Below are 16,122 nucleotides of genomic sequence, written 5' to 3' on the forward strand. Positions count from 1 at the left end.
AGAATACAATAATGTCAAAACAAATCATTTACTTTTTATGTACAGGAAATTCTTGCAGAAGCCAAATGGCAGAAGCTTGGGGTAAAAAATATTTAGGAGATCAATACGATGTGTATTCAGCAGGAATCGAAGCCCACGGCGTAAACCCTAAGGCAGTAAAAGCGATGAACGAAGTGGATATTGATATTACGGACCAAACATCAGATACGATTGATCAAGATTTATTGAAAAAAGCAGATTTAGTTGTCACCCTTTGTGGTCATGCAAATGATGTCTGCCCAGCAACACCACCAAATAAGGAACGCGTCCATTGGGGCTTTGATGACCCAGCAAAAACGGAAGGAACAGAAGAAGAAAAATGGGCTGTCTTCCAGCGTGTGCGTGATGAAATTGGAGAACGCATTAAAACTTTTGCAGAAACAGGAAAGTAAACATTAACTTGCTAAGAGGAGCCGAAAGCCTATTTCGGCTTTTCCTATATGTTTTTAAAAGGAGGCCTTTCTATGGCGAGAATTCGTATTTATGATCCAGCGTTATGCTGTCCAACGGGTGTTTGTGGTCCTAGTGTTGATCCAGAGTTAACTAGAATAGCTACAGCTATCTTTTTGCTAGAGAAAAAAGGTGTTGATGTTAAACGATTTAATCTTTCCAGTGAGCCACAGGAATTTGTGGAAGAGTTAAAGGTGCAGAAGCTATTAGAGGAAAAGGGAACTGATGCACTGCCTGTAGTGATAGTAAATGGTGAAGTCGAAAAAATAGGGGAGTATCCGTCAAATGATGAGTTAGCTTCCTGGACAGGTTTAAGCAAAGGGGAGCTTTCGAAAAAAGATAAGTCGAAAAATAATATTACCCTTTTGTAGAGGGAAGGGATGATAAAAATGTACCCAACATTTTCAATAGACTCTATGGAATTAACGCCATATCTATTTTTTTCCGGTAAGGGAGGGGTTGGAAAAACGTCCACTGCCAGCGCAACGGCAGTAGGATTAGCTGATCTTGGGAAAAAGGTGCTGATCGTCAGTACAGATCCTGCATCTAATTTACAGGATGTATTCCGTATGGACATTCCACCTACGATCACACCAGTTCCGACTGTACCTGGTCTAGATGCCGTGAACTTAGACCCTGAAGCGGCTGCAGCGGCATACAGGGAGAAGTTGGTGGGGCCATACCGAGATAAGCTCCCACAACCTGTAGTGGCACAGATGGAAGAACAGCTTTCTGGAGCTTGTACAGTGGAAATAGCAGCCTTCGATGAGTTTGCCAATTTACTAACTAAGGAAAAGGTAACGCAAGGGTATGATCATATTATTTTTGACACGGCACCGACAGGACATACATTACGGTTACTCCAGCTCCCATCTGCCTGGACTAATTTCCTTGAAGACAATACTCATGGTGCCTCCTGCTTAGGCCCTTTATCTGGACTAGCGGAGAAAAAAACGTTGTATGAAGCAACTGTTGAAGCCCTTTCAAATAAGGACCGAACAACCCTTATGCTGGTTACGCGGCCTGATCAAGGTGCTCTAGCAGAAGGGGAGCGGGCAGCGAGGGAGTTGTCTGATATTGGAATAAAAAATCAAGTTGTCATTATGAACGGAATTTTCGAAGTGAATAGTGCAGTTGATGATGACATTGCAGATTCCATCTATACTAAACAGCAACAAGTCCTTAAGGATATGAGTGAGTACATGCGAAGTCAAGCAATTTACCAGCTTCCATATGTGCCTTTCCCTTTAACGGGTATTGACTCCTTGAGAAAGTTCTTCACTTGGAGGTCTGAGGGTCTAGGTCCAGATTATGCCGAGGATATCAGCTTCTTACCTCAAGTTTTACCTGGACTCCAGGCTATCAAGGAAGACTTAATGGAAAAATCACAGGGAGTCATCATGACGCTTGGAAAGGGTGGTGTTGGGAAAACGACAGTCGCAACTGCTTTGGCATTAAGTTTAGCAAAAGCAGGTAAAAAGGTTCATCTTACAACCACGGACCCAGCTGCTCATATTGATCAAGTATTAAAGGACGAGCATATATCAGAATTTTTAACTGTAAGCCGTATTGATCCTACAAGGGAAACAGCAGCGTACCGTGAAGAAGTCCTATCTACATCAGAGAAGGAATTAGATGAGGAAGCCATGGCATTCTTAGAAGAGGATTTAAATTCTCCATGTACTGAGGAGATCGCCATATTTAGAGCTTTTGCGGAGGTTGTTGATCAGGCTAATGATCAATTTGTCATCATTGATACGGCGCCGACAGGACACACCCTTCTTCTTCTTGATGCATCACAATCTTTTTCCAAGGAAGTGGAGCGATCTTCAGGTGAAGTACCAGATTCGGTGAAAAAATTATTACCGAGGCTTCGAAATCCGGAGGAAACAAATGTTATTATTGTTACCCTACCAGAGGCGACGCCAGTACTGGAAGCTTCTCGGCTGCAAACAGACCTGCAACGGGCAGAGATGTCACCAAGCTGGTGGGTAATCAATCAAAGTTTTGCTGCTACAAAAACTACACATCCAGTACTAAGGGCAAGAGCAATAGAAGAAAGAATATGGATCAAGCAAATAGTGGATGTAGAAGCTGAAGAGGCAGTGCTTATTCCATACATGAAAGAGGAACTCATAGGCTCAGAAAAACTGCTAAAACTAGTAATGGAGGGGGATAATAATGCAAATTAGTAATGAAGCAAAAGAATTTTTAACTGGTGTCATGAAGCGGGAAGAGCGAAATACCCTTCGCATCTATTTCGCAGGAATGGGCTGAGGAAGTCCACGAATTGGCGTGGCTCTGGATGAGCCCGAGGAAAATGACGAAGTTAACGAAATAAATGGTGTACAAGTTGCGATTGACCCAGTGATTAAAGCCCAAACGGAAGGGATTACTTTGGACTATGAGGAGCGTGGCGGTCAAGGTGGCTTACTATTTAAAGGGGTAGATGATTGTTGTTAGAACTAGAATAGGTTCTTTTTATTCTGCTAGGCATTCTAAAAAGCCGAATTGATGGAATGAGATCCATCAATTCGGCTTTTCCCACTTATTATGCTGAGATGGATTATATGTCTTCAGTTGCATCATTATTTCTTCTAAGTTATCGTCCACGATCAAATTTTCGAGGAATTCTTTTTTCATAAATCCTTCTCTCACCATATGTAGTAGTAAGTCACGAAAAGGATTATAGAACTGGTTGATATTCCAGACAGCTACTGGTTTTTGATGATAGCCAATTTGCTGCCAAGTGAAAATCTCCGCTAATTCTTCGAGTGTACCAATTCCTCCTGGTAAGGCAATGAATGCATCTGCCAAATTGTACATCATATTTTTCCGCTCATGCATTGTTTCGACAATATGTAGTTCTGTCAGGTCGATGTGGTCCACTTGTTCATGGATTTTCTTCGGAATAATTCCTGTCACCTTTCCACCTGACTCAAGTGTGGTCTTTGATAAAGCGCCCATCAGACCAGAATTCCCACCGCCATAAATTAACTCGATACCATTTTCACCAAAGAGCCGACCTATTTTTTCTACCTCATGTTTGTATAATTCATTACTACCAAAACTTGAACCGCAAAAGACACAGATTTTATTAATCATAATCATTTCCCTCCTTAGGTTATTAAGTATAGAATTGTATTGAGATAAAACGTTACCTTATTAATGTAGTGGCGTTATCAAGTCAGGAGTGTAACTAGTGAACCTTCTTGAAAAACTGTATACAGTTATCATATTTGCCTCAGTCGTTATTGGAATTTTATTAGGTCAAATAGGTGTTATTAGTAAGAACGCAGAGCTCGCAATTCTCCCTTTACTAATTATTATGTTGTTTATTATATTCTTTCAGATTCCCCTGGAGGAAATAAAGGATTCAGTAAAAAACATAAAGTTTGCAAAATGGAGCTTAATCATCAACTTTATTTGGACACCACTACTTGCATACATATTAGCTACCATTTTTTTAGCCGATCATCCTGCACTCTGGGTAGGGTTTATCATGTTAATGGTAACTCCTTGTACAGACTGGTATTTAGTTTTCACAGGATTAGCCAGAGGGAACACAGCCCTAAGTGGAACGATATTACCAATTAACTTGATCCTACAGCTACTATTATTGCCAGGATACCTTTTCCTGTTTGCAGGAACTACTGGTATGGTAAAACTAGACTATGTATTGGAAGGATTTATATTAGTATTAGTTATTCCATTTTTATTAGCAGGTATGGTCAAACTTGTTTTTCGAAAAAGGGAAGAGACATATCATAGGTTATCTAATCGGCTCAGTCCGCTACCTATAGTATTACTCAGTTTAGCCATCGTCGCCATGTTTGCTTCACAAGGTCAGTATCTTATTGGAAATTTGCAGTTATTATGGGTATTATTGCTTCCAATTGTAGCTTTTTTTATTATCAATTTTATTGTTAGCCAATTTATTGGGAGAAAACTCTCTTTTTCCTATAAAAATAAAGTGAGTTTAACGATGACTACGTTGGCACGTAATTCACCAGTAGCTTTGGCGCTGGCCATCACTGCCTTTCCAAATGAGCCCTTGATAGCCTTAGCTCTCGTCATCGGACCATTGTTGGAACTTCCCATTTTAATGGTTGTAGTGCAGGTGTTATTGTGGAAAAAGAGAGTGGAAAAGTTACAATAAAAAAGGCGAACCGTCCGATCGGCTCGCCTTTCTAAAAACGTTCATAAAGCTGAACGTCATATTTATGATTCTTACTTTTTTACTGCCGCGGTAGATTTGCAATGCTCTTTGAAACTACTTAAATAATGAAAGCCCTACCTCTCTTTCATCCTTACGGCTCCGAGACCGTGCCAGTGTAAATAAGGCCACTCAGAGTGAAATACAAATTGCCAAACTTAACTATCCTTTTATTGCAAAAACATGTTCGTTTTATATAGTCAATGTAATTATCATTCAAAGTAAAAACCAAATGCTGTGAAATGCACAACTATTAGTATAACACAAATAAAAAATAAAGCAAATATAGGTTATCATAAATAGCTGGGGAGTGTACTTATAATGTCAGAAGTAATGATAAAACAATTAGATGTATCAGATGCTACGGTATATTGGGATCTGCGTTTAGAGGGGTTCAAGACCAATCCCAAGGCATTTGCAAATACTTATGAAGAAGCGATAAAAAGGGAAAATCCAATTGATACAGCCAAAAAGCAATTAAGCAGTAAGAGCTCCTATACTTTTGGGGCCTTTATAAATGGGGAACTAATGGGATCTGCTACATTAATGCTTAGTCAATATAAAAAAATGGCCCATAAAGGAGATATATTAGGAATGTATGTCTCACCAAAGGCAAGGAAAGCAGGTGTCGGAAAGAAATTAGTTGAAGCTGTGATTGTCCAAGGAAAGAAATGTGGGTTAGAGCAGCTACGCTTAATGGTGGTATCAGATAATGAGGCTGCAAAAGCTTTTTATAAAACGTTTGGATTTGAGACGTATGGAATAGAGAAAAACGCAATCAAATATGAAGGTGAATATTTTGATGAAGATCTAATGGTGTTGTTTATATAAACGAGTACCTATTATAAAAAATTCAACATCAAAGTTTAACTAAGATAAAAAGTTGTAACAAAGACAACCTTTAGTGAATTAGCTGATATTGAGCAAATTTGTTAAAGGAGATGTTTGACTATGTTTTATCACATAAAGGAACTTCAACATGAAGCAAGGCCTTCACGTCCAGATCCAATCATGGCTAGACAGCTACAAGAAATCTTAGGTGGGCAATATGGTGAAATTTCTGTTGCCATGCAATACTTATTTCAAGGTTGGAACTTCAGAGGAAGTGACAAATATAGGGATTTATTAATGGATGTAGGTACAGAGGAGTTAGCTCATATTGAGATGCTTGCCACTATGATTTCAAGACTCTTGGACGGTGCACCAGTAGGAGATCAAGAAAAGGCTGTGAAGGATCCAGCAGTTGGAGCGATCTTAGGTGGAATGAATCCACAGCATGCCATTGTATCCGGTTTAGGTGCGATGCCAGCAGATTCAAATGGAAATCGCTGGACAGCTGACTATATTGGAGCAAGTGGCAATTTATTGGCTGATTTTAGAGCCAACTTAACAGCGGAATCACAAGGAAGACTACAGGCTGTACGTCTATATGAAGCTACATCTGACCCAGGTGTAAAAGATATGCTTTCATTTTTAATTGCTCGTGATACGATGCATCAAAACATGTGGAAAGCTGCGATTGCTGAATTAGAAGCACAGGAAAATATTGTTGTACCAAGTACTTTCCCAAGAGAACTAGAGAAAAGTCAAGTTGCTTACGACTTCTATAATTTATCTGAAGGGGAAGAAAGCAGCAAGGGGAGATGGGCACACGGTAAGAGTATGGATGGCTTAAGCTCATTCAAATATTACTCCCAAGCGCCTGCATACGGAACAAAGCCTTCTTTGAAGCCTGCGCCTAAATATACTCATGATACGTTACCAAATATCAGGTCTGGATCTGACCACGAACCACCAAACAATGCCTAATTAAATTTATATTAAAACATCCACCACTATGAGAATAGGGTGGATGTTTTTTTGGCAAAGTAAGAGAAGTGCTGTAGGAGGTTCTGTGAGTTTGTTGACTAAAAACCCTTAATTATAATTATTATTATTTGATATCTAGTATACTTTGATATATAATATAATTAAAGAAAAGGAACACCAAACAACTAAAAATAAAATCATTATTAATAATTAAGGGGAGATTTTAAATGAGTAAAGAAAATTTGATTAAAGATATGAACAAACAATTAGCAAACTGGAATGTTCTGAATACGAAGCTTCATCATTACCACTGGTATGTGAAAGGACCTGACTTTTTTACATTACATGAGAAGTTTGAAGAAATTTATAATGAAGCAGCAGGATACATTGATGAAATTGCAGAGAGAATCTTAACGATTGGTGGGGAGCCTGTTTCAACTCTTCGTGACTACTTAAACTTGTCTACACTTGATGAAGCAACAGGTGGAGAGTCAGCGAATGATATGGTTGCGGCTTTATCACAAGACTTTACCAACCTTACAAGTGAACTTAATACTGTCATTGAGGTTGCAGAGGAAAGTAATGATCACCCAACAGCAGATTTATTCATCGGAATAAAAGCATCTGTTGAAAAGCACAATTGGATGTTAAAAGCGTATTTAGGGAAATAATAGAGGTATGAGGCTGGGCATTTAATGATAAAACATTATTGCCCAGTCTTTTTAGTAACGGAGGTAAATTTGGCTTATCACCAAGTCCATGTACTCTTATACTTACTAGTAAAATAAGCAGAGAATTACCGTTTAAAACCAATATTCACCAAATTTAGTGGCAAATAAGGGGAATTTTTCCGCCTAAGCAAAGAAAATCCCCTCTTTTTAAATAGATTCGAGTTATAAGTGGAATTTCTCCGGTTATATAGACTATTTTCCGTGTTATTTAATAAATAAGCGGAAATTCTACGTTTATTTATTTGTTATCAATGGAAACTGTCGCTAACCAAAAAAGGCCAGGACGTTTATACCAGATGTTTCTTATAGGACCTTTACACATATCACAAAAGAAGCCCTTTCTTTTTAAACATAAAGATAGGATAATAGTAAAATATTTAGAAAAAAGATATTTATTAATTTTTTACTATACTATTACCTTTATATGGGTGGGCTATATATGAAATTAAAGGGAAAAGTGATTGTCTTAAGTATTATAAGTGTGACTTCGTTACTGCTATTCCTATTTCTCCTTGTTAATCCCTTGCTATTAGAACGATATCGGGACTTAGAGGAAACGATAATGGCCGAAAATGTTAAAAGAGTCGAAAATGCTTTTAATAATGAAATAAATCGGCTAAGTATGATTGTCAGGGATTATGCTGTTTGGGATGATACGTATGAGTTCATACAGGATAAAAATGAGGACTACATAAGAAGCAATTGGGTAGATGATACATTTCTGTCAAACCAGATTCACATGGTGCTGTACTTTGATGAAAATGAAGATTTGATATATGAAAAGGGACTAAATCTTAATGATGAAACGACGTTTGATATTGCTGATGAAATTGATAAGGAGGACTTAGTCAGTTTTTATGAAACGAGAAAATCAGGGTTGATAGCAGGGAAAGAACACCCTATTATTTTGGCATCTCATCGGATCTATCCTAGCTTAAAGAATCAAACTTCAACTGGAATATTAATCATGGGGATAATTGTTGATGATGCTTTGGTGGACCGCATCGCAGATAATGTGCAATTACCACTAGTTATAGAAGAACAAATAATACTAGATACAGAGTCGAGTAATGATTATAACATTCAAATATTAGACAAAGAAAAGGTTCAAGGATCAACGTATTTTACGTATGATAATAATCTAGGAAATATGGAATTGAGTTTTATCGTAGATAGAACAGTATATCAATCGGGGTCAGATATACTTACGTGGTTTTATATTTTTTATGGCATTATAAGTGTTATATTGACATTTTTTATTGTAGTTATTTTGGATAAGTACTTTATTGTCAGACTTAAGAATTTATCCAATGAAATTAAATATATACAAGAAACGAGAGATCTTAGGAAACGAATTGTCCCTAGGGGAAAAGATGAGGTTGGGACGCTAGAACATGGTTTTAACCAAATGCTAGACTCTTTAAAATTATCACAGCATGAAATACAGGAGTTAGCAATGAAGGATAGTTTAACAGGACTTCCTAACCGAAGGCATTTCGTTGATCAACTAAACAAAATGTTAGAAGAAGATTCTCAACAGAAAGTAACTGTTATCTTTCTAGACATTGACTTATTTAAAAGAGTAAACGATACCCTCGGTCATTATTCCGGAGATAAATTGTTGCAGGAACTTTCCGCTCGTCTGAAAAGTTGTTTCGCAGATAATAGTTTAGTTGGAAGATGGGGCGGAGATGAGTTTGTTATCGCCATGACTGTTGTTGATGAATCTGCTATAGATAAAAAGGCAGAGGAACTGTTGAAATCTATTTCTGACCCTGTAGAATTAGGTTCCTTTGTATTTGATATCACCATGAGCATGGGAATCAGTCAGTACCCTGAAGATGGAACGACAGGGGAATCATTAATTCAAAATGCAGATATTGCTATGTATGAGGCGAAACGCTCAGGTAAGAGCCAATTTAAATATTATCGAGATATTAAGCAGTTATCTTACTTTCAGAACTATGTAACTCTTGAAAGGGAATTGAAGCAGGCTTTGAAAAATAAAGAATTTGTTCTATATTACCAACCAATTTTTTCAGATGGTGGAAAAGTGATTAGTGGAGTGGAAGCATTAGTTCGTTGGATACATCCAGAGAAAGGCTTAATTCCACCCTTTGAGTTTATAACAGCTGCTGAGGAAATGGGAATCATGCCTGATATCGGAGATTGGGTATTAAATGAAGGACTACGCCAGCTTCATCAATGGCATACCTTAGGATATGACAAGCTTACTTTATCGATCAATGCCTCGAAAACACAAATGATGGACGATAGGTTTTTCAAAGAGGTATCTGAAAAACTTAGGGAATATGATATTCGTCCTGACCGTTTAGGGATAGAGATTACAGAAAGTGATGTATGTGATTACTTAGATAAAATTACAGAATTTACTACAAAGCTAAAGCAATTAGGAGTTAAGATTTCACTTGATGACTTTGGTGTTGGACTTTCTTCCTTAAATTATTTAAAAGAGATAAAAGTAACACAATTGAAAGTAGACCGCTCATTTATGAGAAGAATCCCAGAGGACCAATATGACTGTGCGCTTTTATCGGGAATATGCACTTTATGTGAGAAATTAAATATTGAAGTAGTAACTGAAGGGGTAGAAACGAAACAACAATTTGAATATATAGCTAATCAAAACCATAAAATGCAAGGGTACTATTTTAGTCATCCAGTACTTCCAGACCAGTTGGAGGAACAGCTTCGCAGATTGAATTAAGTATACTTTACCAGTTTGGAGCAACATTATTAAATTAATCCTATAGAAATAGTAAGAAATGATTCACATCTTTCTCCTATGCCTTTATAATGAATATAACAAATGTAATTCGATCGTTCGGTGGAGGTGGGAAGGATGAAGAAAAGAATTCTTATTTCGGTGATTGGAGTTGCGTTGGTCTCTATCTTTTTTATTGTATCCTTCGTTTCTGCTACACCAACAGAGTATGTGTATGCGGAGCAATTTGCAAAGGAATTCATTGCAGATGAATATAGTTTACAAGAAGAAGAAATAGAAGTAGAGGTCATTCATTACTGGGAAGAAGAAGACAGGTTTGCACTTGGTTTGAAGCATGTATCTGAGAAGAAATTTGAAGTGGCACTTCGACTCGAAGAAGACTTGGATCTTGCCTTTATTTTAGATGTGACAGGTCTATATGATGAGTTTGGCTTAGCGTATTGTCATTGATATCATGAAATTAAATAAACGTTTAATTAATCTACGTGAAAAATGTGGGCTTCCAATTGGAGACCCACATTTTTTCTTGTGGTATTTTATGAATGAACTAATTAGTTTAAAATGTTATTCCCATTTACAACTTCATCTTTGAGATTTAGTGCAGTAGCGACAAGAAACAGTAGAGACCCACTGAAAAACAAAACTTTTATTAGTAAACTGAGGTTGTCCTCTTCTTTCATTTGCATCAAATCACTCCCATTTTAATGATCCATAAGAAGTTAGTACAGAGATAATTCATTGTCCATCACTTACATTTTATGAATGTATAAAGTGAGAGTGTTTGTCCCAGTAAAAAATTACAGGGAAAGCAAGTACCATGCAGCGGGTTAAATTACACTCAGAATCTATACTTTTATGAAAAAACATATTCTCGTAGTTGCTATGGGAATCTTGAAAGATCGAATGGAAAAAATAATAAAAATATATTAATATTGTAAGAAGTGAATTAAATAATTGTCGAAGTGAAGGAGTGTTCCAGATGTCCTGGAAAGAAGATTATAACAGGTGGATAAAATTTGAAAATCTAAATGTTGAATATAGAACTGAATTGGACAAGATGAGTGAAAATCAAGAGGCCCTTGAAGATGCCTTTTATAAGACATTAGAATTTGGGACTGGCGGTATGCGTGGAGAAATTGGTCCAGGTATTAACCGAATGAATATATATACTATTCGCAGAGCAACTAAAGGTTTAGCTGCACTGATCACAGAAAAGGGACAAGCTGAGATGGATCGTGGCGTTGCTATTTCCTATGATAACCGCCATTTTTCTAGGGATTTCGCTATAGAAGCTGCAAAGGTTCTAGGAACAGATGGCATTAAAGCCTATGTTTTTGAAGAACTAAGGCCAACACCACAGCTCTCATTCGCTGTTCGTCATTTAAATGCTACTGCAGGAATTATGATTACAGCAAGTCACAATCCACCAGAATATAATGGTTTTAAAGTTTACGGAGATGATGGAGCCCAACTAGTAGGTCGTGACTCTGAGGCACTTCTAGACCTAGTGAATGCTGTGGAAGATGAATTACAAGTACCTGTGAAAGAAGAAGAGGAATTAGTAGAAGCAGGGTTATTAAATTTCGTTGGACAAGAGATGGATGAAGCGTATGGAAAACAGCTCTTATCCGTAGTAAAGGATAATGACTTATTAAAAGCTTCTGGAGAAAAATTAAACATAGTTTTTACACCATTACATGGCGCATCGAAAAAGCCCCTAATGGAAAGTTTCAAAAACGCAGGTTTTTCGAATATCAGTCTTGTGGAAGAACAAGCAATGCCAGATCCTGATTTCAAAGGTGTTTCTTCTGCTAATCCAGAAGATCACATTGCTTTTGATCGAGCTATGGCTCAAGGAGAAGAGGTTGGAGCCGATATTTTAATTGCTTGTGATCCAGATGGGGATAGAGTTGGTATTGCAGCTAAATCATCAGAAGGTAAGTATCAAGTATTAACAGGGAACCAAACAGGTGCATTATTGCTTCATTACCTGTTCTCTACTCTAAAGAAAAAGAATAAACTCCCTAATGATGCAGTTATGATTCAGACTATCGTTACTTCGCCATTAGGGAAAGCAATCGCAGATTCTTTTGGTGTAGAAGCGATGGACGTTTTAACAGGCTTTAAATTTATTGCTGAAAAAATTAGGGAGTTTGAAGCTACTGAGTCGAAAACTTTCTTATTTGGTTATGAAGAAAGCTATGGTTATTTAATTGAGCCTTTTGTAAGAGATAAAGATGCCATTCAAGCTGCTCTCCTTGCAGCGGAAGTAGCTCTTTACTATAAAACGGAAGGAAAAACTTTGTTCGAAGGCTTGAACGAGTTGTATGAAACGTACGGTTACTTTTATGAAACTTTACGATCCTTTGTTTTTAAAGGAAAGCAAGGGGTAGAAGTAATGAGTTCAACTATGGAGGCATTTCGAAGGGAATCATTGGAAGTTGAAGGCTTTAGTTTAATGCTTTCAGAGGACTACGCTACAGGAAAAGCCTATGATCATATTAGTAAAAAAGAACAACCTATTGATCTCCCAAAATCAAATGTTCTGAAATATATGATGACAGATGGTTCTTGGGTTTGTTTACGCCCATCAGGAACTGAGCCAAAGCTGAAACTGTATTTCGGTGTTAATGACAAGACGTCTGACAGTGCTCAGAAAAAGATGGAGAATCTCATTGAACCAGTTTTAAAGCAACTTGAAATTTTACAAAGTAAATAAAGTAGCTTGCATGATAAGGGATGATTTTCGGTGTAAAAAGCCGTTAATCATCCTTTTTTTTCGTTGTAAAAACCAAGACGGGTGTGCTTTCTCCATATTATTTTTCCAAATCTAGTCTCCTCCCTATCCACTCTATTCATGTTAAGCATACGCTAATGTAGTGTGACATTGTAAGGAGGGATACCAGTGGGTAACCAAGATAAATTGATGGATGTTTTTATTGACCGTCTATTCAGGAAACACAATATCTCTGATGACAATATCGAATTATCAGAAGACGAAAGAGAACGTATGCGAGGAATTGTGGAAAACATTCAAGGTGAAGTTGAACAGTTTTTAGAGAATACAGAAAAAAAGGTCACAGAAGACGATATGCCAGCAGGCCTCAATACAACAAATGAATACACAGAAGATGCAGTAGAGAGTTTTCAAGAGGATAATAGTCCACTAACAAAGCCGAAAGTCTACTTGCAAAATAAGAAAAAGAAATAAAAATTGTGCGAAAAACCTAAGATGTTTGTCCAATCTAAATAATTATTCAAGCATACAGTGTAAGTGAAACCAGATAAAGGAGGAATTAAGAGTGAACCAAGAAGTGTATCGTTCAAATGAAGGGCAACAATCTTGGAGCGCATTGGACACATCAAGAAAGCATCCTCTATGCTTTGATGACCAAGATGAGACACAAGATGCCGCAAACAAAAATAAAACATTGCAATTAAATGAAGAATATATTTTTATTAAAGATTCTTGTGATGTAACAGTTAATACTACAGATACGAAGGCAGCAGTAAACCTACAAGCTGGTTTACAGGCAGCAATTGCAGTGTTAATCAGTATTTCAGTGGCAGACTCTTCAACAAGAGAGGAACTTACTCAAGAACTAATGAATACTGCCAAGGTAAAACAGATCTCTTATCAGAAAACAGTTGTAGAAAACTCAAGAAACGTAGACATTGCAACGACAGACACACAAGCAGCAGCAAACATTCAAATCTTATTGCAATTACTAATTGCATTAGCAGTTAAGCTAGATATTCTATAATAAATGAACGGAAGCAGGGTGCAATAAAGCATCCTGCTTATTTCATTTTAAAGTGTCCATTACATACACAGTGAAAATTTATAGGACTTTTAACTTGATTCAGTGATGTCGAAGTTTGACCAACTTTGATAGAATTTGTCATGGTATAGTAAAGGTATTCTTGATAAAAAAATGGGGGATCAACATGAGGTTAAGCAACATGAAGATGAGGAATAAATTAATTAGTAGTTTTGCATTAGTTTTAATTATTATTTTTACTGTTATTGCATTGACTTATAAAAATTTTACTGATCAATATGAAGCGATGCAATGGAATAATCATACATATGAAGTGGTTATTGAAGCTGTAGAAATTGAGGGTAGTTTTGTTAATATGGAAACTGGTGTGAGAGGTTTCGGGATAACTGGAGATGAAACATATCTTGAACCATTTACCCAGGGTTTAGAGGAGTTTGATAGGCATTTTTCAGCAATCAAGGAATTAACTTCTGACAATCCTAATCAACAGGAACGATTGGAGAAAATCGAAAGCGACAAGGAACAATGGCTTTCACTTGAAGCGTACCCTTTAATTGAATTACGACAAAACGCTGACTTGGATGATGTTAGGCATTTTGTTCAGGAAGGTAATGGGAAACGCGCGATGGACGAAATTAGACTTACATTAGTCGAAGTTATTGCAGAAGAAGAAGCATTACTTGAGGAGCGAAGTGAGTTAACAGAGCAGTTGTTTGTTCTTACGAGATCTACCATCATTATTGGAACAAGTATATGTATTTTATTAACTGTGGCAATCATATTTATATTAAATAAAACTGTTACACAATCAACAAAAAGGATTTTGGCTGGGATAACTAATGTGGCAAATGGAGATTTGTCACAAAAAGTTGAGGTTACAGGAAAAGACGAAATGGCAGAAATGTCAAAAAGACTAAATGATATGATTGATCGATTAAATGGCTTATTACACGCTGTTAATAGTTCAAGTGAATCAGTGTTACATTCATCAAATTCATTAAAAGAAATTTCAGATCAAACCGCTAAAGCTAATGATGAAGTTGCTATAACAATTTCAGAAATTGCTAATGGTGCTAGTAATCAAGCAACTGATATTGAAGAAGGGTCTACTAAGATAAATGAACTTGGCAAAGACATTGAAAATATTACGTTAACTTCAGAAAATATGAAGGACGCATCAAATAAAACTCATATCCTATCTAGTAAAGGCGAAGACATTGTAAAAGTTTTAACGGAAAAATCAGAAGAGAGTAATAGTGTAACAAATAAGGTTAACGACTCTATTATAAAAGTTAATGAAAGTACTGCACAAATTGGAACTATTATAAAAAGTATTAGTGATATTGCTGAACAAACAAACTTATTGGCTCTGAATGCTTCCATTGAGGCTGCTAGGGCAGGAGAAGCAGGTCGTGGATTTGCAGTAGTTGCAGATGAAATAAGAAAATTAGCTGAACAATCTACGAAATCTGTGAAAGATATAAATGATATATTAGTTATGATTCAAAATAACTCAGATATAGCCTTCACCTCTATGACAAGTGCAAAAGAAATTACTGAACAACAACATGAGGCAGTACTACAAACAAGTACCATTTTTAATGATATATCGGATTCGATTTTAACATTAATTGAGAAAATATCAGAAGTAACTAATTCCAGTGTAGATATGAATAATAAAAAAGAAAGTATTTTAAGTATGATAGAAAAACTGTCAGCATTGTCCGAGGAAACGGCTGCGTCTACAGAAGAAGCATCTGCAGCAACTGAAGAACAGGCGGCCTCAATGCATAGTTTGTTACAACATGCAGAAGGCTTACACGATTTATCAAATAGTTTAATACAAGAAGTGAATAAGTTTAAGTTAAGATAATCTAGGAAAAAATGAGTGTTATTTATTAACTCTGTTAAAGGATAATGTTGATATTTAACACTTTTGATTTTTTGTGGAAGGTATGCCTGTCTCTTCCTCTACGAGCAAATGCTTCGTAGCGTATCCGTCGAGACAACTCGCAGCATACTCGTGATGTTTATGCTCGTTCCTGCGGGATTAAAGGCAGGGGTAAGACCCCGCAGATGCAAAGCATCGAGGAGGCTTACCAGCCGCCCGCGGCAAAGAAGACACTGCGAAAGTTGAGCAGATGTCGCACTTGTACCTTGCGTGAAAGCGAGTACCTGTAACAAAAAATCAACATCTAAGTTTAACAGAGCCTATTTATTTAGAAAAACTTCATAAAATCTCAAGGCTCACATAACTTGATAACAGCATAAAAATTCCACATGTCATCTGCATGTGGAATTTTTATAATTAGTGAAAAGTAACTGTTCAAATTCAAATTTTCAAAGTAA

16 protein-coding genes are annotated in these 16,122 nt (G+C 36.8%); 14 read left to right on the forward strand and 2 right to left on the reverse strand.

Features of this window, described 5'->3' with window-relative positions; translation table 11 throughout:
* Positions 1-11 precede the first annotated feature (11 nt).
* The 4 genes from arsC to BW724_RS23390 all read left to right on the forward strand — a co-directional run bounded on the left by arsC (position 12) and on the right by BW724_RS23390 (position 2,952).
* Entirely contained in the window at positions 12-431 is a 420-nt protein-coding gene (arsC, locus tag BW724_RS00820; RefSeq protein ID WP_088073226.1) for an arsenate reductase (thioredoxin), read from the forward strand.
* Between the two features lie 72 nt (positions 432-503).
* A complete protein-coding gene (arsD, locus tag BW724_RS00825; RefSeq protein WP_088073227.1) occupies positions 504-860 on the forward strand; it encodes an arsenite efflux transporter metallochaperone ArsD in 357 nt (118 codons plus the stop codon).
* An 18-nt stretch (positions 861-878) separates the two neighbouring features.
* Entirely contained in the window at positions 879-2,681 is a 1,803-nt protein-coding gene (gene arsA / locus BW724_RS00830; RefSeq protein ID WP_088073228.1) for an arsenical pump-driving ATPase, read from the forward strand.
* A 103-nt stretch (positions 2,682-2,784) separates the two neighbouring features.
* On the forward strand, positions 2,785-2,952 hold the full coding sequence (locus tag BW724_RS23390) for a hypothetical protein (RefSeq protein WP_176371239.1): 168 nt from the start codon (positions 2,785-2,787) through the stop codon (positions 2,950-2,952).
* Between the two features lie 66 nt (positions 2,953-3,018).
* Here BW724_RS23390 and BW724_RS00835 read toward each other — a convergent pair whose 3' ends face one another.
* Complete coding sequence (locus BW724_RS00835; RefSeq protein ID WP_088073229.1) at positions 3,019-3,594, reverse strand: LOG family protein; 576 nt, start codon at positions 3,592-3,594, stop codon at positions 3,019-3,021.
* Positions 3,595-3,691: 97 nt separating this feature from the next.
* On the opposite strand from BW724_RS00835, the gene BW724_RS00840 reads away from it, so the two are divergent.
* From BW724_RS00840 to BW724_RS00865, 6 genes are all read left to right on the forward strand, one after another.
* Positions 3,692-4,648: an arsenic resistance protein gene (locus tag BW724_RS00840; protein ID WP_088073230.1), complete on the forward strand. Its 957-nt coding sequence runs from the start codon at positions 3,692-3,694 to the stop codon at positions 4,646-4,648.
* Between the two features lie 378 nt (positions 4,649-5,026).
* Complete coding sequence (locus BW724_RS00845; protein ID WP_235848857.1) at positions 5,027-5,536, forward strand: GNAT family N-acetyltransferase; 510 nt, start codon at positions 5,027-5,029, stop codon at positions 5,534-5,536.
* Positions 5,537-5,656: 120 nt separating this feature from the next.
* On the forward strand, positions 5,657-6,514 hold the full coding sequence (locus BW724_RS00850) for a manganese catalase (RefSeq protein WP_088073231.1): 858 nt from the start codon (positions 5,657-5,659) through the stop codon (positions 6,512-6,514).
* A gap of 227 nt (positions 6,515-6,741) precedes the next feature.
* The gene (locus BW724_RS00855) at positions 6,742-7,185 is read left to right on the forward strand and encodes a Dps family protein (protein WP_088073232.1); all 444 of its coding nucleotides are present in this window, start codon (positions 6,742-6,744) and stop codon (positions 7,183-7,185) included.
* Between the two features lie 499 nt (positions 7,186-7,684).
* Complete coding sequence (locus BW724_RS00860; RefSeq protein ID WP_176371240.1) at positions 7,685-9,973, forward strand: EAL domain-containing protein; 2,289 nt, start codon at positions 7,685-7,687, stop codon at positions 9,971-9,973.
* A gap of 135 nt (positions 9,974-10,108) precedes the next feature.
* The gene (locus tag BW724_RS00865) at positions 10,109-10,441 is read left to right on the forward strand and encodes a hypothetical protein (protein WP_088073234.1); all 333 of its coding nucleotides are present in this window, start codon (positions 10,109-10,111) and stop codon (positions 10,439-10,441) included.
* 101 nt (positions 10,442-10,542) lie between these two features.
* Here the strand turns inward: BW724_RS00865 and BW724_RS24215 are convergent, their stop codons facing one another.
* Entirely contained in the window at positions 10,543-10,677 is a 135-nt protein-coding gene (locus BW724_RS24215) for a hypothetical protein (protein WP_268876128.1), read from the reverse strand.
* Between the two features lie 293 nt (positions 10,678-10,970).
* Between BW724_RS24215 and BW724_RS00870 the strand changes: the two genes are divergently transcribed.
* The 4 genes from BW724_RS00870 to BW724_RS00885 all read left to right on the forward strand — a co-directional run bounded on the left by BW724_RS00870 (position 10,971) and on the right by BW724_RS00885 (position 15,646).
* The gene (locus BW724_RS00870) at positions 10,971-12,710 is read left to right on the forward strand and encodes a phospho-sugar mutase (protein WP_088073235.1); all 1,740 of its coding nucleotides are present in this window, start codon (positions 10,971-10,973) and stop codon (positions 12,708-12,710) included.
* A 186-nt stretch (positions 12,711-12,896) separates the two neighbouring features.
* On the forward strand, positions 12,897-13,202 hold the full coding sequence (locus tag BW724_RS00875; RefSeq protein WP_088073236.1) for a hypothetical protein: 306 nt from the start codon (positions 12,897-12,899) through the stop codon (positions 13,200-13,202).
* 91 nt (positions 13,203-13,293) lie between these two features.
* Positions 13,294-13,755, forward strand: coding sequence for a spore coat protein (locus BW724_RS00880; protein WP_088073237.1), 462 nt, complete (start codon positions 13,294-13,296; stop codon positions 13,753-13,755).
* 199 nt (positions 13,756-13,954) lie between these two features.
* Entirely contained in the window at positions 13,955-15,646 is a 1,692-nt protein-coding gene (locus BW724_RS00885; protein WP_176371241.1) for a methyl-accepting chemotaxis protein, read from the forward strand.
* Positions 15,647-16,122 lie beyond the last annotated feature (476 nt).

Source organism: Litchfieldia alkalitelluris (assembly GCF_002153425.1).
Taxonomy (GTDB): domain Bacteria; phylum Bacillota; class Bacilli; order Bacillales; family Salisediminibacteriaceae; genus Evansella; species Evansella alkalicola.